Below are 19,534 nucleotides of genomic sequence, written 5' to 3'. Positions count from 1 at the left end.
GGGAATGTCACTCAAGAATAAGCTGAATCGGATGAAAAAGCATATTATCCGTGAGGAGGTTGAACCGGTTGAGAAGGCCCCTCTGAACGAGCTTCCGGAAGAGGCCCTCCCCCATGCAGATCAATGGGGGGCGATCGGGGCATCACCATATGTCCTGGATGAGGACTATTGTATCGTCAGGGAAAAGAGATACCCTCTGGATCACATCCACGGAAGCTATTCCTTCAGGGATGCTGTAAGGGCAGTGAGGGCTTGGCAAGATTTTGAAGGGGAGCATCCCTTGTCCGCCAGAGGCCTTTCCCCGCAGGATCTGTTCTTTTTTGATACGGAAACGACGGGATTGGGCGGGGGGGCAGGCAATACGATTTTCCTCTTAGGTCATGCACGCATCACAGAATCGGAAGTCGTAGTCACCCAGCATGTACTTCCACGACCTGGGAGTGAGATCCCCCTCTATCATAGTTTTCTATCAAAGGTCGATTACACGACCCTTGTTACCTATAACGGGAAAGCATTCGACTGGCCGCAGGTGAAAACGCGTCATACCCTGATCAGGGAGCACGTTCCCAAACTTCCGTCCTTCGGTCACTTTGACCTCTACCACGGCTCCAGGCGCCTGTTCAAAGAAAGGCTTGGATCTGTGAAACTCGTTAATGTCGAGAAGGAGGTACTTGGATTTCATCGTAAGGACGATGTCCCTGGCTATTTGGCGCCGATGATCTACTTTGATTATGTGGAGAGGAGGGATCCTGAGGGGATCTTCAAGGTTCTGGAACATAATGAACTCGATATCCTGTCCCTCATCACCTTGTATGCCCACCTCTCTCTCACTCTCCTGAATCCGGGTGAGCACGAATCCTTCGAAGTCGGCAGATGGCTTCAGTACACAGGAAACAAAGAGAGGGCGAGGACCCTTTTTCAGAAGATCGTGGATGAGGGGGATGAGGGGAATGACCAAGCCCTACATCTTCTCGCACTCGAATTGAAGAAGGAGAAGGATTTTGAACAGGCGGCCAAGCTTTGGGGGAGGATCGGTGAAGAGGCTCCGGCAAAATGGCAAAAAGCCGCCTTTATCGAACTGTCCAAGCTCCATGAGCATAGGTTCAAAGATCTTAATCGTGCGAAGGAATACGCCGAGCGTGCTATCCCTTTGGTCCGGGAAGGAAGGGAATCCGACCATCTTCAGCACCGGATTGACAGGCTCATCCGGAAAATGGAGAAGCAGTGAGCGGGAGGGATGACGGGGTGTTGGTAACGTGAAAAATTTCCAGTGAAAAGCTTCGAAAAATTTCATCAGGGAATATTGAGAATTTTCTAATGTAGATGTAAAATAATACATTGTGATGAAATTTTTCGGATAGGATGATGAAGATTGAACCGAGCTATTCTCTTGTTGTTTTTTGTCGTGATTGGACTGACGGCTTTCGTGTTTTCCAATTTCTCTGGAACCCTTTACAGTGCCAACTGATTTAAAATAGGTAAATGCATCAGTACCCGTGGCTCCGATTCATCATAGGTTGTTAGTGTAGACACCATGAGATGAAAGGAGATCATGTCACGATGTACTGTAGACCAAGACCAAACCAAGTCCTTCCGGCCGTCATGCACCCGACGAAGTGCTGTGTGAATCACACCTTCACGACCCTGGAGGTACCCCATATCCATCCCGTGCATACCACAACGGTGAATCATGTGAATTATCAGCACAAACACTACTTCCCTCATACCAATTCAATGGTGGACAATGTATCCAACCAGCAGTTCAACTGCGGTGGGGGGATGGGCGGACCAGGCGGACCGGGATTCGGCCCTGGATTCGGCCCTGGATTCGGCCCGCGGCCGCGGCCATTTGGATTTTAAATGAATGAACGATAGGCACCTGATCGGCTCATTTCCCTATATCAAAGGGAATGGCCGGGCACAGGTGCTTTTTTCAATGGTTGTAAGAGGTCATCTCATCGAAATGTATGCTACAATGGAAGCAATAAGGACAGACTATGAGTAAAGGAGCTTCGGTAGCATGGGCGGGGTCGCATCGATCACAGGATACAAATCATTTGAGCTGGGCATCTTCAAGCAAGACGACCAGGCTGTACAGTACATAAAGCTAGCCATCCGGAAAGAACTGCTTTCCCTTCTTGATACCGGGTTGGAATGGGTCCTCATTTCCGGTCAGCTCGGAGTGGAGCTATGGGCTGCAGAAGTCGTATTCGAGCTTCAGGAAGAATATCCGGATTTAAAGCTCGCCATCCTCACCCCTTTCCTGCAGCAGGAGGAAAAATGGAATGATCAGAACAAGGAGTATTATGAGATGATCCTGTCGCAAGCTGATTTTGTCGATTCCATCTCCAAAAGCCCATACCAGAATCCAGGACAGTTCAAGAATCGGAATCTGCTGTTCCTGCATAAAAGCCAGTCATGCATCATCCTCTACGATCCCGAGCGCGAAGGCTCTCCGAGGTACTTCTACGAGGAAGCTCAGAGGAAACAGGAACAAGATCCATCTTTCATGCTCAAGACCATCACGTTTGACGATCTTCAATGGGTGGTAGAAGAGGCCCAATGGGGTTAGCGGAGAAATGCCATTGACAAACGAACGGGAATATGGAAATATGATTAACATAAACGCAGAGGTGAATATGATGATCTCAGATAAAGTGAAATTGACTGCAAAGGATATTTTAGAAAAAGAATTTAAAAGCGGTATGCGAGGGTATAAACCCGAAGATGTGGACAAGTTCCTCGATCTCGTCATCAAGGACTATGAAGTCTTCCACCAGGAAATCGAAGAACTCCAGCAGGAGAACCTTCGTCTGAAGAAGCAGGTTGAGGAAGCCGGCAAGCAACAGCGCTCTGCTGCGCCCCCACAGCCATCAGGTACGACGAACTTCGATATCTTGAAGCGCCTCTCGAATCTTGAGAAGCATGTGTTCGGAAATAAACTGTACGATTGAAATTCCCCCTTGTAATGTAAAGAGGGATGCTATATAATTAGAAATTGCTGATCCTTTAATGGTGTTTGGGTAATCGCTGCAGCTCCGGCTGTAGAGGAAAGTCCATGCTCACACGGCGCTGAGATGCCCGTAGTGTTCGTGCCTAGCCAATTCATAAGCTAGGGCAGTCCGGTCAAACGGGCTGACGGCAGGGAAAACACCTACGTCCTCACGGATATGGTGTGAATACCTTGAAAGTGCCACAGTGACGAAGTCCTGTTAGAAATGGCAGGAGTGGAACGAGGTAAACCCCGCGAGTGAGAAACCCAAATTTGGTAGGGGAATCCTCTTGGAGGAATTGAACGAAGAGAGGGACAAAGGCTTGCCTTTGTAGATAGATGATTACCACCAGAGTACGAGACGTCAAGTCGCCTGCAGTACAACGGAACAAAACATGGCTTACAGGACGCTGTTACGGGGAGAGCAATAATGGATACAACGATCGAAGTGACTGATACAGGGTTTTTTGGAGCCTGATGTGTCAGTCCTTTTTATTTGTAGAAAATACTTTTGATTGAAAATACGTGCAAACGATGATGATAGAGGTGAAGGTATTGGGTAAGTATACACTGATCGCAACGGCCGCAATGGGGCTGGAGTCGATCGTTGCCAAAGAAGTGAAGGATCTCGGGTATGAATGTCAGGTTGAAAACGGCAAGGTCATCTTCCAAGGGGATGAAACGGCTATCGCCAGGGCCAATATGTGGCTGAGGACGGCGGATCGCGTCAAGATCCTCGTCGGGGAATTCAATGCGTATTCCTTTGATGAATTATTTGAACGGACGAAAGCCCTTCCGTGGGAGTCATTCCTTCCTGTGGATGCGGAGTTCCCTGTTCAGGGGAAATCCGTCAAGTCGAAACTGTACAGTGTGCCAGACTGTCAGGCGATCGTGAAGAAAGCAATCGTGGAAAAGTTGAAAACCGCCTATAAGAAAACATCCTGGCTTGATGAAACAGGACCGCTTTTCAAGATCGAAGTTGCCATCCTTAAAGATAAAGTGAGCTTGACCCTTGATACCAGCGGTCAGGGTCTTCATAAAAGGGGCTATCGTGTAGGTCAAGGGGACGCTCCTTTGAAGGAAACCCTGGCTGCTGCGTTGATCCAGCTGACAACATGGAATCCGGATCGCCCCTTTGTGGATCCTTTCTGTGGCTCAGGGACGATCGCCATTGAAGCAGCCCTCATCGGACAGAATATCGCTCCTGGGTTCAACCGTGAATTCCTTTCTGAAGCATGGCCGATGATGGACGGTGATGTATGGGATCGTACGAGGATGGAGGCAGAGGATCAAGCGAATTATGATCAGCCCCTTGAGATCCTAGGAACCGACATCGATCACCGCATGATTGCCATTGCGAAGGAAAATGCCATAGAGGCAGGGCTCGGTGACTTGGTGAAATTCAAGCAGATGCAGGTAAGGGACTTCACGTCGGAGCTCGAGTATGGCGTCATCGTCGGAAATCCTCCGTATGGTGAGCGTCTCGGCGATCGCAAGGAAGTCGAACTGATGTATCGTGAAATGGGACAGGCCTTCTCCAAGCTTGATACATGGTCGGTCTATATGATGACGAGCCTGGAGCATTTCGAAGAATGCTATGGCAAGAAAGCCACGAAGAAGCGTAAGCTGTTCAATGGATTCATCCGGACTGATTACTATCAGTATTGGGGACCAAGACCACCACGCAAGAAGATAGAAGAATAAAATAGTAGGCGATCCCAAGTATAAATTCGCCCATTCTTGCATAAACTGGTTCTATTAATCAGAGGGGGAATGGGTACGATGATTCAGGATCGCATCGACTATCATAAAATCTATCAGGCCATCCAACGTTCCATGGCTTCACTGCAGGGAGAAGGGGAAGGAAGAAATCCCCTTTCCCTCGACGAGGCCTCCAAGGTACTGGATCAGGCAATTCAATATGAACTGGCCACCAGACGGCTGTACGATTGAACGGGAGAAAGGGCATCCGGTCCCACGGCGGACGGAGGGTGCTCTCTTTTTATGTGCTGCTGCTTTTCATCCCGTGGGAAATCTAGTAAAGTAGATATACTGTGTTCATGTAGGAGGATTTTATGAGACAAACGCTGCCGTTCCCCTTATCGAAGGAACAATCATTCTATGAAGCATTATCCGACTGGGTCGGAGATGTGTTTTACGATATTCTGCCTGAAAAAGGCTTTGATCTGCGTGATGAACAGGTGTTCATGGCATTTCAACTCAATCAGGCCTATAAACAGAATCAGGTCATATTTGCAGAAGCGGGGGTCGGAACCGGAAAGACCCTTGTTTACCTGCTCTATGCCTTAAGCTATGCGCGATACACGGGTAAGCCCGCCATCATATCGTGTGCGGATGAGACCCTCATCGAGCAGATCGTCAAAGAGGGTGGCGATGTGGACAAGCTCCAGGAGGCACTCGGCCTCGATATCGATGTCCGCCTGGCAAAATCACGCGATCAATACCTTTGTATCAAAAAGCTCGAGGATAATCTGTCTGCTCATGACGAATACGAGCGGATCTGGGGTGACCTCCCGTCGTTCGTCCACGAGAGTGGGTCCATGTCGGGATTTTATCCTTATGGTGACAGAAAGGAATACGCAGAACTCTCAGATGAAGAGTGGGCACCCATCGCATGGGATCCCCTTCAAGACTGCATGGCCTGTCCGAAACGCCACCGCTGCGGTCTGACATTGCACCGGGAGCATTACCGACAGGCAAAAGATCTGATCATCTGCTCCCATGATTTCTATATGGAGCATATCTGGACGAAGGACTCCCGAAAAAGGGAAGGACAGCTCCCCCTTCTCCCTGAAGCAAGCTCTGTCGTCTTTGATGAAGGACATCTATTGGAGTACGCTTCCCAAAAAGCCATGACCTACCGAATGACAAAAGAAACCATCGAACATCTATTGGAGCGGTTATCTGCTTCCGATCTTCGGGAGGAAACACTTTATCTGATCGAAGAAATCCTTGCTGATAACGACCGCTGGTTCGAGCTTCTGGAAGAAGAGTCGAACAAGGTGGCTGGAAGCGATCGGCACTATGTATCCCGTGCTCCTCATATTCTGGTTCATGCAAAAGGCCTCGCTTCCAGGATTGAAGGTCTCCTGAATGAACTTGTATTTGAATCGGAAATGTATGTGGTAGAGGAATATCTTCTCAAGGTGGTGGAGGAATACCTCGAACAGATCCATTATTCACTGAAGCTTTATGTGGAGGATGATAAGGGGATTTACTGGCTGGAATCGACCGACAAAGAAGAAACCTTCGTCGTCATGCCAAGGCTCGTGGAAGAAATCTTGAAAGAACATGTGTTTTCCCAAAACATCCCTTTCATCTTCTCTTCTGCAACCCTGTCTTACCACGGTGATTTTTCTTATGTATCGTCGTCTCTGGGCATCGCTTCGTATGAATCGTTCTCCGTCGAATCCCCATATGAGTACGACGAAGTGATGAGTGTGAGCCTGCCTCATATTCAACGGTCGGAATCATACGGCTATATTGACAGCCGATTGATCGACCATGGAGGAAGGTCCCTTGTGTTGTTCAACTCAAAAGAAGAAATGGAAGCCTTCAGGGGACATATGAATGAACAGGACGTACCCTTCGATGTGATCTACGAGGGGGACAGGGAGATCAGTGATACGGTCAAGCGTTTCCAGGAAGATGAATCTTCCGTCCTGTGTTCCTATCATTTATGGGAAGGTCTCGATATTCCGGGTTCATCCCTTTCCCAAGTGGTGATCCATTCCCTGCCGTTCCCTCCGAAGGATCCCGTTTTCGATGCAAAGCGGAAGCATAGTGGCAATGCTGAAGCAGAAGTCGATATTCCATACATGCTCCTCCGTCTTCGCCAGGGGATCGGACGCTTGATCAGGACGGAAGGCGACCGTGGAAGCATCCATATCCTCCTGAATGAAAGCGACCAGGCATTCCAAAAAGAAGTACAGGCAATCCTGCCTGTGGGCATTGAATCCATTGAAGCATGAAGAGCCGGCTCCATTCCGTCCTTTCCAAGGGCGGGTGGAGCCGTTTTTTATTCCGATTCGGTGGTATGTAAGCCCCACCGGTGAAAGACCCGCTGATTTCAAGATTGAATCATCTGCCTAGTCTGACTTTTATGGTAAAATAGGAGGGTAAAGGGGGAATGAACCATGAATAAAGAAGAGATTAAAAAAGTGAGTACAGCATTCAAGGAATACTCAAGTAAGATGAGCGCCTATAATGAAGCATTGGGACTCATGTTCTGGGATCTGAGGACGGGTGCACCGAAGAAGGGTGCCTCACAGCGCTCCGAAGTCATCGGTATGCTTTCGTCTGAAGTATTCGAAATGTCCACATCAAGTGAGATGGCAGCCTATCTGGCGAAGCTGACGCCGGTTACCGACGATCTTGATGAGATCACGAGTGCCCTGTTGGAAGAATGTCAAAAGGAGTACGACCGGAATAAGAAGATACCGGCCAAGGAATACCGGGACTATGTTGTCCTTCAATCAAAAGCCGAGGGTATCTGGGAAGAGGCAAAAGAAAAAGGAGACTTCTCCATGTTCCAGCCGTACCTTGAAAAACTTGTGGCCACGACAAAACGGTTCATCGACTATTGGGGGTACGGAGAGAACAAATATGATACCCTGCTCGACTTATACGAACCTGGCGTGACAGTCGGTGTACTGGATGAAGTGTTCAATGAACTCAAAGGCAAAATCGTTCCGCTCGTACATAAAATATTGCATGCAGAAGCGCCGCGGACAGAATTCCTCTTCGAACATTTCCCTAAGGAAAAGCAAAAGGACTTCAGTCTCAAGGTCCTCGAACAGATGGGGTATGATTTCAGTGCCGGACGCCTTGATGAAACGGTCCATCCATTTGCCATCGGCTTGAATCCCGGGGACGTCAGGGTCACCACGAAGTATGATGAAAAGGACTGGCGGACGGCCGTATTCGGTACGATCCATGAAGGGGGACATGCCCTCTACGAGCAAAATATATCAGAAAAGCTCATCGGGACGCCTCTTTGTACAGGAACCTCCATGGGAATACACGAATCTCAGTCACTTTTCTATGAAAATTTCGTGGGCAGGAATCTTTCCTTCTGGAGAAAGAATTATGCCCTATTGAAAGACTTCAGCACGGGGCAATTCGATGAGGTTGGCCTCGAAGAATTTTACCGTGCCATCAATGAATCCAAACCTTCCCTGATCCGGATCGAAGCAGATGAGTTGACGTATGCACTGCATATCATCATCCGCTATGAAATCGAGAAGGGCCTATTCAACGATGAGATCGAGGTAAAAGATCTCCCGCGCATCTGGAATGAAAAATATGAAGAGTATCTCGGCATCCGTCCGTCTAACGATGGCGAAGGGGTCCTGCAGGATGTACACTGGGCCGGCGGGAGTTTCGGGTATTTCCCTTCTTACGCACTCGGATATATGTACGCTGCCCAATTCAGGGAAGCCATGAGAGAAGATATTCAGAACTTTGATCAGCTTCTGGAAGAGGGGAATCTCGTACCCGTGAAGGAATGGTTGACGGAGAGGGTCCATCAATGGGGCAAACTGAAAAAACCTTTGGAAATTCTTGAAGACGTCACCGGTGAGGGATTGAATGCCAAATACCTCGCGGACTACCTCACAGAGAAGTATGCCGGCGTCTATTCTCTCTGACCCGGAGGATATGGGTAGGAAAAAAATCCGAACGATCATCCTACTTTCCCTGGAGAAAGTCGAATCCGTTCGGATTTTTTATTCAAACCATCTTTATTCCGAAACACACGTGAACAAATCTCCATGCCTGTTTCCTGTCACCAAAGGCGATATCCCTTCGACGCGGGGGGTGCCTGTTGGATCATATCAATGAAAGGGACACTGTAAGCAATCAGGATCAGGGCGGTGAGGATGGTCAGCCAGATGCGCCAGTCCTCAAGGGCTTTCGGGGTCTTGGCAGATCCGGAATCAGCGACAGGAAATGTTTCGGTGCCTTTTGGTGAAAAGAAGGCCAGGTTCACCACGATATAGAGAACAAGGATGATGCCGATGAAAAGAATCGTACCTCCTATTGCCTGAGCTGCCTGATAAGGGATCCAGGCAAGTGCCTGCGGGGCATCCCCATAAGTGGAGAACGCTGATCGTCTCGGTGCTCCGAGCAATCCGGCTGCATGCATGGACAAGGACATGATGCCCATCCCCACCGTCCAAACGATTGCCTGTATGATGGCAAGCCTGTTCATCTCTTTTGTGAGGACACGTCCCGTCAGATGGGGGATGAGCCAATAGGAGATTCCAAAGAACGTAAGGACAACGGTCGTCGCAAGGGTGAGGTGGAAATGACCCGTCACCCAGATGGTGTTATGAACCACCTGATTCATCTGGTTGGAAGCGTTGATCAATCCACCTGCGCCTGCAGGTATGAAAGCGAGCATTCCAATGAAAGGGACCGTAAAGCGAGCATCCTTCCAAGGAAGTTTTCGCAGCCAGCCGAATAAACCCTTTGACCCGAGCTCCCTTCCCCTGATTTCAAACGTGGCAAAGAGCGAAAAGGCGGTCATGAGGGAGGGGATGACCACCATGAAGGTGAGCACAACCTGGAGGTACTTCCAAAAGGCATCGATCCCGGGCTCCACGAGCTGGTGGTGGAATCCGACGGGAATCGAGAACAACAGGAATAAAAGAAAAGATAGTCTGGCAAGTGAGTCTGAAAATACCCTGCCGCCGATGACTTTCGGAATGACGGCATACCAGGCCATATAGGCGGGAAGCAGCCAAAAATAGACAAGGGGGTGACCGAAATACCAGAACAGCGTCCTGCTCGTCAACACATCGACCCGCTCAACGATGCCGAGGGACCATGGAAGAAGTTGAAAGAGAATTGTCCCTGCGACCCCGAGCGTGGCAATGATCCAAAGTACGATGGTGATGATCGCCATGAAGGTCAATAATGGGCTCGTCTGACCAGGGTGTTCTTTTCTCCAATGACGATAGGCTGAAATCATGGCGGCGCCGGAGAACCAGCTCCCCACGACCACGAAGGTGAGGCCGAGGTAAAATAGCCAATGGGCCATGAGGGGGGCGTAAAAGGTATAGAGCACGGTTGCCTCATTCAACAAGATCATGGTTGCACTCATGAGGGTGCCTATGAGCATGATCCAGAATCCCAGCCACCCCAATACAATTGAACGGTTGGAGTAGGGTCCCGCAGTCCGGATGATGGAGGCATGAAGGAAGCCGATGATGAAAAAAGTGGTGAGAATCAATCCTAATAGCACCCCGTGGACGGTCAGGATCTGATAGTATCCAATCCCAGCAGGCAGGGTCAAGCCGCCGGAGCGGATCAGAACCTGCAGCAGACCAGCGAGTCCCCCCAGTGCCAGGGCGGAATAAGCGACATACAAATGGGCGAGAGAGAGGCTTCTACCCCGCGTGTCAGACATCTTTTTCATATTACTCTACCACCTTCAGCATGGATTTCATCGTATGATGTCCCGCCCCGCAGTATTCATTGCACACGATCAGGAATTCACCTGTTCGATCGAGCGTGGTCACATATTCACTGACATAACCGGGTTCAAGCATCATATTGATGTTGGTACCCGCTACTTCAAAGCCGTGGATCACATCTTTGGTTGTAGCCATGATCTTCACCTTTGAGCCCTTTGGTACGGTGAATTCCCCAGGCTCATAATGAAAAGCAGAGGCGACGATCACCAATTCGTAATCCCAGTCTTTTCCGGTTACCTCCTTCAGACCCGGTTGGTCGAAAGGGGCTGTTGCATCCACCCGTTCAGGATTGATAAATGCCTTGGCACTCGGTGGCTTATGACCCTGATGAAAGGCGCTGACCCCCAGTATGAATAAGAAAAGGACAAGGGCACCCGTCCCAAGCGTCAACCACCATTTTTCATAACGATGCATATGCATGACTCATCACTCCTTGCGTTAAAATCGCGACATGAATAAGAGAAATACCCCTAGCCAGCTCAAGGCCAAAAAGAGTCCCATAGCCAATACAGACACGAAGGTCCCCTGTAAAGAGCTGTCTTTCTTTTGAGGATCTTTCACCTTCCTCACTCCCATCCTGATTGTTCCTTCCTCCTCATCTTAGCTGAACTGCCGGGAGACTTCTGTGATATAAGTCACACTACTTTTGAACAGAATGTGAAGGTCACGAAGATTTCATTGCCTTGAGAAGGAAATGTCGGCATATAGTGTTAAAAAGGAATGGGGGAATGAATATGAAACGTTTTTATTGCAGCCACTGCTGTTTTCTTTATGACAGGAAACAGTCATGCAGATTCTGCCTGGCCCCGGCAGATATAGAGATTGATATCATCCTTCACCATCAGCCCAAAAAGACATGAGTGCATGCATGGTTCCATCGTGAACAGGGGATTCTATCCATATCTGTAAAACAAGGAGATGGATTGAGCGTGCCTGTCATTTATTCAGTTGAAACGGCGATCCCCCCTCATCGCATCGATCAGGAGGATGCCTCCGTTTTCGCCAAACAGCTTTTTCAGGAAAGTTTCAAAGATATTGATCGACTACTGACCGTTTTCCAAAACGGGGAGATCAACAGCAGGTATTTTGTAAAGGATTTGGAGTGGTTCGGCTCTGCACACTCCTTCGAAGAAAAAAATGAAGAATACATCAAGTTTGCTGTACAATTGGGCAAAGATGCTGTAAGAAAAGCGCTTGAAACGATAGGAGGGGGGCCAGTGGAGGCGATCTTCACCATCTCCACCTCTGGAATCGCAACCCCTTCCATCGAAGCGAGGATCATGAATGAACTGGGTCTTGATCCACATATCAAACGGATTCCGATCTGGGGTCTTGGCTGCGCCGGCGGAGCGAGCGGCCTGGCAAGGGCCCATGAGTATTGCCGTGCCTTTCCATCCTCGACGGTGCTCGTCCTAGCCGTCGAACTTTGCTCCCTCACCTTCCAGCACGGGGACCGTTCCAAAAGCAATTTGATCGGAACCTCTTTATTTGCCGACGGTATCGGATGCGCCGTTTTGTGCGGAGATGACAGCCCCCTTCTGCAAAAACGAGATAAGCCGCTCCCTCGGGTCATCTCGACTCGATCGACCCTCCTGCGGAACTCTCTGGACGTCATGGGGTGGGAAGTTCGGAATGAAGGACTGTATGTCGTATTCTCGAAGTCCATCCCAAATCTCGTAGAAACATGGCTGAGACCGAATGTTGAAGAGTTCCTCCGGAAAGAAGGAGTGGGCCTTGCCGATATCCTGCAATTCGTGGCCCATCCCGGGGGGAAGAAAGTACTAGATGCGTATGAAAAATCACTCGGATTCCCCAAAACCATGATGGCCCCGTCCCTTGCTGTCCTGCAGGAATACGGAAATATGTCGTCCGCTACGATCCTGTATGTGATGAAGGAAATGCTGCATGCAGGTAAAGAAGGGGAGCATGGCCTTGCCATGGCACTTGGACCGGGATTCAGCTCCGAATTATTGTTGCTCAGGTGGGAGGGATGAACATGTTTGGCGTCATATTCATGATCCTGATCCTCCAGAGGCTCGGGGAACTCCTCATCGCCCGTTCCAATGAAAAATGGATGAAGGAGCGGGGAGGTGTAGAATACGGACAAAATCACTACAAATGGATGGTGGCCATGCATGCCGCTTTCTTTCTTGTCCTTCTCATGGAAGCATGGAGCATAGGATTCGAGTTGAATCCATATTGGATTCCTTTGTTCGCCCTATTCCTTGCTGTGCAGTGCGGGAGGGTGTGGGCCATCGTATCCCTTGGTCGCTACTGGAATACGAAGATCATCGTTTGCAAGGGTGCCCATGTTGTAGCAAAAGGTCCATACCGTTTTTTCAAACATCCCAATTACCTGATCGTTACCCTGGAACTCATCCTAGTTCCGCTGCTTTTCAATGCCTATCTCACAATGGTCTTGTTCACCCTCCTCAATCAGTGGATGCTTTCTGTCAGGATTCCCGAAGAAGAACGGGCTTTACGGAATGAAACCGACTACCGCGACAAGCATGGAAGGACAAGGGGATACCCCGTTTTCAGAAAAAATAGCGATTCCTATTGAAAATGATTATCGTTTTTGATAAGATCTAATTGAAGATGATTCTCATTAAGGAGTGGACGTATATGGTTTGGTTTCTTGTACTACTGACGGTGCTGGTTTACGGATTTGTGATGAAATATGTATTTTCCAACGTGATGAAAGCTGAAAAACCTCGTAAAACGGCATTGAAGTTCGAGAAGCGAACCGCCTCAAGGTCCAATCTCATTCCGAACGAAACGACCAGATAACTTCCAAAACCATCCTGCCGGGGTGGTTTTTTTGTGTAGAAAAAGAGCGGGCTCGGAGAAATGAAGGTTGGGTAAACCAAACACTTCAAGGGAGAATATCATAGAGAATATAACGGAAATGCGCTAAAATAGAAGCGTTACCATAACTCGGGTTGAAAAGAGGATTGTCCAATGAATACAACGAAACGAACCATACATACATCCATGCAAACAATCGCTTCCCTCAGTGAGCGATTCCGTTTGGCGGGCGACGAGGAACGGGTTGAGAAGGCTGAACGCTTGGCTGAAAAAATGTATGAGGAGGAGCTCATCCTTGCATTCTGCGGACATTTTTCCGCAGGGAAGTCCAGTATGATCAATCACCTTATTGGCGACAGTGTCCTTCCCGCATCCCCCATACCCACCAGTGCCAACTTGGTAAAGGTGAAGAAAACGGATTCTGACTATGCCATGATCTACTATCAGCATCAGCATCCTGTCTACATTCCTTCCCCGTATGATGAGGACAAAGTGAGGGAATGGTGCAAGGATCGTGATGTATATTCGGTTGAAATCGGCAGGTCGAATATGGATAAACATGTATCCATCCTTGATACTCCCGGTGTAGATAGCACGGATGATGCTCACCGTCTGTCAACGGAGTCTGCCCTGCATCTGGCGGATGCTGTATTTTACGTGATGGATTACAACCATGTCCAATCACAGGTGAACTTTGAATTCACCAGGGAACTGAGCCTGCACGGAGTAAAGCAGTATCTTGTGATCAATCAGATCGATAAACATAATGAAAGGGAAATCTCTTTCGGGGATTTCAAGACGGCTGTGAAGGATGCGTTCCAATCGTGGGGAGTGGAGCCGGAAGGCATTTTTTATACGAGCCTCAGGAAACCGGATATGGAGGGGAATGACCTGCCTGAACTGGAGGAACTCGTTGAACGACAGGTTACGAATAGACAATCCCTTATCGAGGACTCCCTTCAAGCTTCCCTCTCCCAATTGATCCATGAGCATGATGAATGGTATAAAACCAAACTTGACCATCTAAAGGAAGAAAGTGGACTTGAAGATAAAGAATGGGAAGATATGGACAGTGCGTTCACCCTGGAAAAAGAACTGCTAGACCGATTATTGGCCAGGACCGGAATAAGGAATACATTCGAAGAGGAGCGGGCCGATATCCTTAAGAATGCGTATCTCATGCCTTTTGAAACGAGGGAATTGGCGGAACGGTTTCTTGAAAGTCGTCAAAAAGGCTTCAAAGTAGGCTTCCTCTTCACGGGCCAGAAAACCGAAGAAGAGAAGGAATTGAGGCTGGATGCCTTCCTCTCCGATCTCAATGGCAGAATCGACTCACAGCTTCAGTGGCATATCAGGACCCTTGGGAAAAAATTAGTGAGAAGTGCCGGTCTTTCCGGACAATTCATTGAGAGATGGGACGAATTGTCTCTTGAAGTCGATCCGGCTTTCATCACGGACGTTATCCGTGAGGGGGCAGGATTGAATGGGGATTATGTCCTTCAATACTGCAATGAACTGGCAGAAGAGATCAAGAAGAGGTGCCGGTTCGAAACCAACGACCTCCTGACAGAAATGATAGAAGAGGTAAACACGGCATTTGCAGATGAAAATGAGCGTATGGAAGAAGAACTTCGGACTGTGCAGGAAAAAACGGCTGTGTTTTTGAAATGGAACCAGGTCGAAGAAGAGCGATTGGAGCAAGCCACCCTCATCCGTAAAGGAACGGGAGACCCGACCGTTTTGGAGGGGATCGTGTCATCCTGGCTGAAGAAGTGGGACATCAGACATACCCATTACCGCAGTCAGGAAGATCTTGAAAAACCTTCGGCCACAACCACGGAGGAGATTCACTCGGAGGCCCCCGAGCTTCTCAAAGAATCGCCTGACCGTATAACCAGGGAAGAAGCCGCCAGAAAGCTGACTGTCCTTGAAGAAGTTTTCACCAAGTATGAAGGATTCCGGAGAACTGCGGGTTACCTTAGAGGGAAACGGGAGCGCATCTCCAATCAATCATTTACAATCGCCTTGTTCGGAGCATTCAGCGCAGGCAAATCTTCCTTTGCCAATGCCCTCCTCGGACGATCGGTTTTGCCTGTAAGTCCGAATCCCACTACGGCTTCGATCAATAGGATCTGTCCGGTATCGGATCATCACGTGCATGAGACCGCCGATATTCATTTCAAATCACCTCAGCAGATGCTTGGTGACCTGAATCACTCCCTTTCCCATTTTGGTGAAAAGGCGGATTCCTTGGAGTCGGTTTACTCGTTGATTCCATCGATCCTTCAGTCGAAGGATCGGGAAAATGTCCATCGGTCCTTCCTGTCGGCCTTCCACTCAGGTTATGAAAAGCTTGCAGCGGATCTAGGCTCTGTCAAACGAGTACCGATCGACGAGTACCGCACATACGTAGCCGATGAATCACGCTCATGTTTCGTGGAGAGCATTGATCTTTATTATGATTGTCCCCTTACACGTCAGGGGATCACCCTTGTGGATACGCCGGGTGCCGATTCCATCAATGCACGTCATACAGGAGTGGCGTTCGAGTACATCAAGAATGCGGATGCCGTCCTTTTCGTTACGTATTACAATCACGCTTTTGCCAAAGCCGATAGGGAATTCCTCATTCAGCTTGGAAGGGTGAAGGATTCTTTCGAACTTGATAAAATGTTCTTCATCGTGAATGCCATCGACCTTGCCGCAAACGAAGAAGAAAAAGATGAAGTCCTCGGCTACGTGGAGTCCCAGCTCCTGCAGTACGGCATCCGTTTCCCTCGCATTTACGGTGTCTCCTCCCTTCAGGCCATGGAGGAAGAAGCGGCCTCGGGAATGATCCCGTTCAGGGAGGCATTCCACTCCTTCATAGAAGAGGAACTCGTACAGATGAGTATCGATGCTGCCATCCACGAATGGGAAAGGGGCTACAACCGATTCCGTCAGTGGGTGGGATTCGCCTCAACGGATCAGGCATCCAAGGAAAGTCGCAGGGAGCAACTTTTGGAAACGAAAGAGGGTGTCCTACGCATGTTGAATGCGGAAACACCAGCCCCTCTACTCACCGAAATGCGTCAAGAACTTTCTGAGCTCCTAAACTATGTGAAGCAAAGGGTGTTCTACAGGCTCCCCGATTTCTTCAAGGAAGCCTTCCATCCAGGGAAATTCCCTTCAAATGGGAACCCCGGCGAAGCCATCTCTGCCGGAGCAGAAGAGTTGAAGCAGAGCATATCCTATGATTTTACACAGGAAATGAGGGCGACCTCACTCCGGATCGAGCGATTCATCGACCGGGCATTGAAAGGGAAGATGGAGGAGTTGGAAAGGCGGATCAAAGCAATGGAATCAGAGCTTTACCTAGCTCAGCCTGATTTTGACGACCGGCCGTCTATCGAATTTACCGAAGGGCTTCAGGAAGCAGATGTGAAGAGTGCGTTCCACTCGTTTAAAAATGCCAAGCACTTCTTTGAAGGTGGAGGGAAGAAAGAAATACAGGAAAGAGTGGAAAAATCCCTTTCGTCTCCTGCAGATGCCTATCTTTCAACAGAAGAAACACGCCTATCAACGTGGGCTGAATCCCTACTGGAAAGGGACCATGAAAAGCTGATGGTCGATTCCAAGGAACAGTTATCAGAGCAGCTCGACGCGCTCATCAACGTGACGACCCAAGTGCTGGACCTTGAAAGTCTGGCATCGGATCTTGCACGTCTGGAGGATGTGAAGAATGCCGAAGCCTAATCCTTTCCACGTCTGTGCCAGCTGCATCCATTTCCGTGCTTACAAAGACGACGGGGGAACGCGCTACATGTGTGCACGTCTAGGCTTCGATACCCAGCCATCCTACCGGTTCGACTGCTGGGTACCTAAAGATCAGGTTGTGAAATTAATGGAAAAGAGAGGGTGGAAATCATGAACTTCATCAAAAGCTGTGAGTGGGTCTACGAACGCTTAGGGGATCCGTCACTCGCTGTGATCGATTGTCAAGCAGTCCTATCCACCGGTGAAGGATCAAGTCTTTATAATGAAGAACATATACCGGGAGCCGTCCACTTCGACCTTGGTCAGGATCTTAGCGGTCCAGTCCAAGAACACGGTGGACGTCACCCGCTGCCCGATTTAGCTGTTTTCGTGGATAAAGTCGGAAAAGCCGGCATCCATCAAGATTCGACCATCGTCCTCTATGATGGCGGAGACGCTGCCCCTGCTGCAAGGGGCTGGTGGCTGTTCCGCTTTATCGGTCATGAAAAGGTCTATGTAATGGATGGTGGTCTGAAGGAATGGAGGAAAAAGGGCTTCCCCGTCACAAAAGAAGTTCCTTCTCCTAAGGAAAGTCATTATCAACCTACTATAAAAGAGGACATGTTGGCAGGGGTAGAGGAAGTAAGGTTCATTGCACGTGGAGAGAGTGATGTGGCCCTCATCGATTCAAGGAGCAGTGCGAGATATCGAGGAGAGGAAGAACCACTCGACCGTGTAGCGGGTCATATCCCCGGTGCCGTCAATTTTCCATGGCTGGATGCACTCCAAGATGGAAGATACCTTGATCTGGAATTCCAGGAACATCGGTACGCCGGGTTGGACAAAAAACAGCGGGTCATCGTTTATTGCGGTTCAGGAATTACGGCCACCCCGAATATCATCTCTATGCTCGAATCAGGGTTTGAAGATGTCAGATTGTATGCCGGAAGCTACAGCGACTGGGTTTCCTACCCTGAACACAAAGTGGCGAATCCGGGTATTTCCAACCAGTAAGCCGTATATCTATGGTATACTGTAATCATCGAATTTGATGAAAAGTGGTGTTCAGTTTGGAATCAAGACAAGAGCATATATTACTTGTGGACGGAATGGCGCTTTTATTCCGTTCCTTTTTTGCAACGGCCGTCAGCGGTCAGTTCATGGTGAATTTACAAGGACTGCCGACAAACGGAGTCCAGGGATTCATGAAGCATCTCTTCATGGCAGCAGAGCACGCGGATCCAACGCATATCATCATCTGTTGGGACATGGGGAGCAAAACGTTCAGGAATGAAGTGTATCAAGACTATAAATCGAATCGGAATGCCCCGCCGGTGGAGCTCATTCCCCAGTTTGATCTAGCCAAAGAGGTTGCAGGTCGATTCAACTTGTCAAATGTAGGTGTTTCAGGTTATGAAGCAGATGACTGCATCGGGACCCTTGCAAAGGAGTACAAGGGTGAGCGGAAAGTTTCGGTTGTCAGCGGTGATCAGGACCTCCTGCAACTACTCGATGAGGGCATTGAAATCATGCTTCTACAAAAAGGGTTCGGCAACTATAAAACGTATACGAAGAACGGGTTTGTAGAAGAAAAAGGCATCACACCCGAACAATTCATCGATGTAAAGGCCCTCATGGGTGACACGAGTGACGGGTATCCTGGAGTCAAGGGAATCGGGGAAAAGACAGCCATGAAACTCATTCAGGAGCATGGGGATATCGAGGGCATTCTTCAAAACCTGTCTTCCTTGACGCCTTCCCAAAAGAAAAAAATCGAAGCCGACCTTGATATGCTCCATCTCTCAAGGAAGCTGGCTGAAATTCACTGTCAGGTTCCCCTGGATGTGAAGCTTTCAGAGTGTGTGTGGAACCAAGTATCCTCGGAACATCTTGATGTAGTGGAGGAAATGGAGCTGAAGGTGCTCAGACGGTATCTCCTCGGTTCCAATGTCATGCTCCCTGTCTCCGGATGAAAGGAAACCCTCCTTCAGGGCACACTATCCTAATAGGAGGGGATGGGCATGAATAAGGGAATACTCACAGCATTAGTTAGCATCATCATGGCACAGGGACTCAAAATTCCGCTGCATTACGTGAAATCAGGCAAATGGAAGGGCGGGTTGTTCTTCCAGACCGGCGGGATGCCGAGCTCCCATAGTGCCGGGGTCGCATCTCTTGCCACTTTTATTGCCCTGAAGAGAGGTTTCAGGACGATGGATTTTGCCCTGGCATTCATTTTTGGCATCATCGTCATGTATGATGCCCAAGGAATCAGGAGACAGACGGGTGAACTCACTTTAAAGGTGAACAGCTTGAATGACCTGGTCCAGAAAGCAAATGAACAAGAAGGGGTCCCATTTGAAGAAAAGCAGCCGAAACGCCTGAAGGAGATGCTCGGGCATCGTCCGGAAGAAGTGGTAGGCGGTGCGGTCCTTGGAGTGATCACAGGGCTGATCTCCCATAGGACCTGGGGAAATCGTAAAAGCAGATAACGCTTCAG

At 49.1% G+C, this 19,534-nt stretch carries 18 protein-coding genes and 1 other RNA gene; 17 read left to right on the top strand and 2 right to left on the bottom strand.

All coding sequences use genetic code 11. From position 1 onward, the window contains the following. Positions 1-4 precede the first annotated feature (4 nt). The 9 genes from ABJ225_RS05780 to ABJ225_RS05740 all read left to right on the top strand — a co-directional run bounded on the left by ABJ225_RS05780 (position 5) and on the right by ABJ225_RS05740 (position 8,661). Positions 5-1,228 (top strand): ribonuclease H-like domain-containing protein, encoded by a 1,224-nt coding sequence (locus ABJ225_RS05780; RefSeq protein ID WP_347318940.1) that lies wholly within the window; start codon positions 5-7, stop codon positions 1,226-1,228. A gap of 332 nt (positions 1,229-1,560) precedes the next feature. Further along, a complete protein-coding gene (locus ABJ225_RS05775) occupies positions 1,561-1,860 on the top strand; it encodes a spore coat protein (protein ID WP_318549809.1) in 300 nt (99 codons plus the stop codon). A 160-nt stretch (positions 1,861-2,020) separates the two neighbouring features. Then, entirely contained in the window at positions 2,021-2,572 is a 552-nt protein-coding gene (locus tag ABJ225_RS05770) for an SLOG family protein (protein WP_056535830.1), read from the top strand. A 70-nt stretch (positions 2,573-2,642) separates the two neighbouring features. Further along, positions 2,643-2,954, top strand: a complete 312-nt coding sequence (gene gpsB / locus ABJ225_RS05765) for a cell division regulator GpsB (protein ID WP_053427764.1) — start codon at positions 2,643-2,645, stop codon at positions 2,952-2,954. 61 nt (positions 2,955-3,015) lie between these two features. Continuing rightward, an RNA gene (gene rnpB, locus ABJ225_RS05760) (RNase P RNA component class B) lies at positions 3,016-3,400 on the top strand. Positions 3,401-3,547: 147 nt separating this feature from the next. Next, complete coding sequence (locus ABJ225_RS05755; RefSeq protein WP_053426776.1) at positions 3,548-4,696, top strand: THUMP domain-containing class I SAM-dependent RNA methyltransferase; 1,149 nt, start codon at positions 3,548-3,550, stop codon at positions 4,694-4,696. Positions 4,697-4,774: 78 nt separating this feature from the next. Then, positions 4,775-4,945, top strand: coding sequence for a hypothetical protein (locus tag ABJ225_RS05750; protein ID WP_159640171.1), 171 nt, complete (start codon positions 4,775-4,777; stop codon positions 4,943-4,945). A gap of 122 nt (positions 4,946-5,067) precedes the next feature. After that, positions 5,068-6,984: an ATP-dependent DNA helicase gene (locus ABJ225_RS05745; RefSeq protein WP_218246067.1), complete on the top strand. Its 1,917-nt coding sequence runs from the start codon at positions 5,068-5,070 to the stop codon at positions 6,982-6,984. A 165-nt stretch (positions 6,985-7,149) separates the two neighbouring features. Beyond that, a complete protein-coding gene (locus ABJ225_RS05740) occupies positions 7,150-8,661 on the top strand; it encodes a carboxypeptidase M32 (protein ID WP_347318938.1) in 1,512 nt (503 codons plus the stop codon). A 137-nt stretch (positions 8,662-8,798) separates the two neighbouring features. On the opposite strand, the gene ABJ225_RS05735 is transcribed toward ABJ225_RS05740, so the two are convergent. Together ABJ225_RS05735 and ABJ225_RS05730 are read right to left on the bottom strand one after the other, a co-directional pair. Then, positions 8,799-10,433 carry a b(o/a)3-type cytochrome-c oxidase subunit 1 gene (locus tag ABJ225_RS05735; protein ID WP_218246065.1) on the bottom strand — a complete coding sequence of 545 codons (1,635 nt, stop codon included), beginning with the start codon at positions 10,431-10,433 and terminating at the stop codon, positions 8,799-8,801. A gap of 1 nt (position 10,434) precedes the next feature. After that, a complete protein-coding gene (locus ABJ225_RS05730) occupies positions 10,435-10,911 on the bottom strand; it encodes a cupredoxin domain-containing protein (protein ID WP_079516271.1) in 477 nt (158 codons plus the stop codon). Between the two features lie 509 nt (positions 10,912-11,420). On the opposite strand from ABJ225_RS05730, the gene ABJ225_RS05725 reads away from it, so the two are divergent. The 8 genes from ABJ225_RS05725 (at position 11,421) to ABJ225_RS05690 (ending at position 19,526) form a co-directional block, all read left to right on the top strand. Further along, positions 11,421-12,485 (top strand): type III polyketide synthase, encoded by a 1,065-nt coding sequence (locus ABJ225_RS05725; protein WP_218246324.1) that lies wholly within the window; start codon positions 11,421-11,423, stop codon positions 12,483-12,485. A gap of 2 nt (positions 12,486-12,487) precedes the next feature. After that, positions 12,488-13,054: an isoprenylcysteine carboxyl methyltransferase family protein gene (locus tag ABJ225_RS05720; protein ID WP_218246064.1), complete on the top strand. Its 567-nt coding sequence runs from the start codon at positions 12,488-12,490 to the stop codon at positions 13,052-13,054. 35 nt (positions 13,055-13,089) lie between these two features. After that, positions 13,090-13,281 carry a hypothetical protein gene (locus ABJ225_RS05715; protein WP_238281324.1) on the top strand — a complete coding sequence of 64 codons (192 nt, stop codon included), beginning with the start codon at positions 13,090-13,092 and terminating at the stop codon, positions 13,279-13,281. Positions 13,282-13,452: 171 nt separating this feature from the next. After that, positions 13,453-17,034: a dynamin family protein gene (locus ABJ225_RS05710; protein ID WP_347318935.1), complete on the top strand. Its 3,582-nt coding sequence runs from the start codon at positions 13,453-13,455 to the stop codon at positions 17,032-17,034. After that, the gene (locus tag ABJ225_RS05705) at positions 17,021-17,209 is read left to right on the top strand and encodes a hypothetical protein (RefSeq protein WP_218246062.1); all 189 of its coding nucleotides are present in this window, start codon (positions 17,021-17,023) and stop codon (positions 17,207-17,209) included. The genes ABJ225_RS05710 and ABJ225_RS05705 overlap by 14 nt, the downstream gene beginning before the upstream one ends. Beyond that, complete coding sequence (locus ABJ225_RS05700; RefSeq protein ID WP_347318933.1) at positions 17,206-18,048, top strand: sulfurtransferase; 843 nt, start codon at positions 17,206-17,208, stop codon at positions 18,046-18,048. Before ABJ225_RS05705 ends, ABJ225_RS05700 begins: the two co-directional genes overlap by 4 nt. A 56-nt stretch (positions 18,049-18,104) precedes the next feature. Next, a complete protein-coding gene (locus ABJ225_RS05695) occupies positions 18,105-19,007 on the top strand; it encodes a 5'-3' exonuclease (RefSeq protein ID WP_347318931.1) in 903 nt (300 codons plus the stop codon). A gap of 48 nt (positions 19,008-19,055) precedes the next feature. Continuing rightward, positions 19,056-19,526, top strand: coding sequence for a divergent PAP2 family protein (locus tag ABJ225_RS05690; protein ID WP_056535859.1), 471 nt, complete (start codon positions 19,056-19,058; stop codon positions 19,524-19,526). Positions 19,527-19,534 lie beyond the last annotated feature (8 nt).

The sequence above is a fragment of the Rossellomorea sp. RS05 genome, assembly GCF_039822645.1.
Classification (GTDB): Bacteria; Bacillota; Bacilli; order Bacillales; family Bacillaceae_B; genus Rossellomorea; species Rossellomorea marisflavi_B.
The sequence above is the reverse complement of the archived record's forward strand: the minus strand, read 5'-3'. Positions and strand labels throughout refer to the sequence as shown.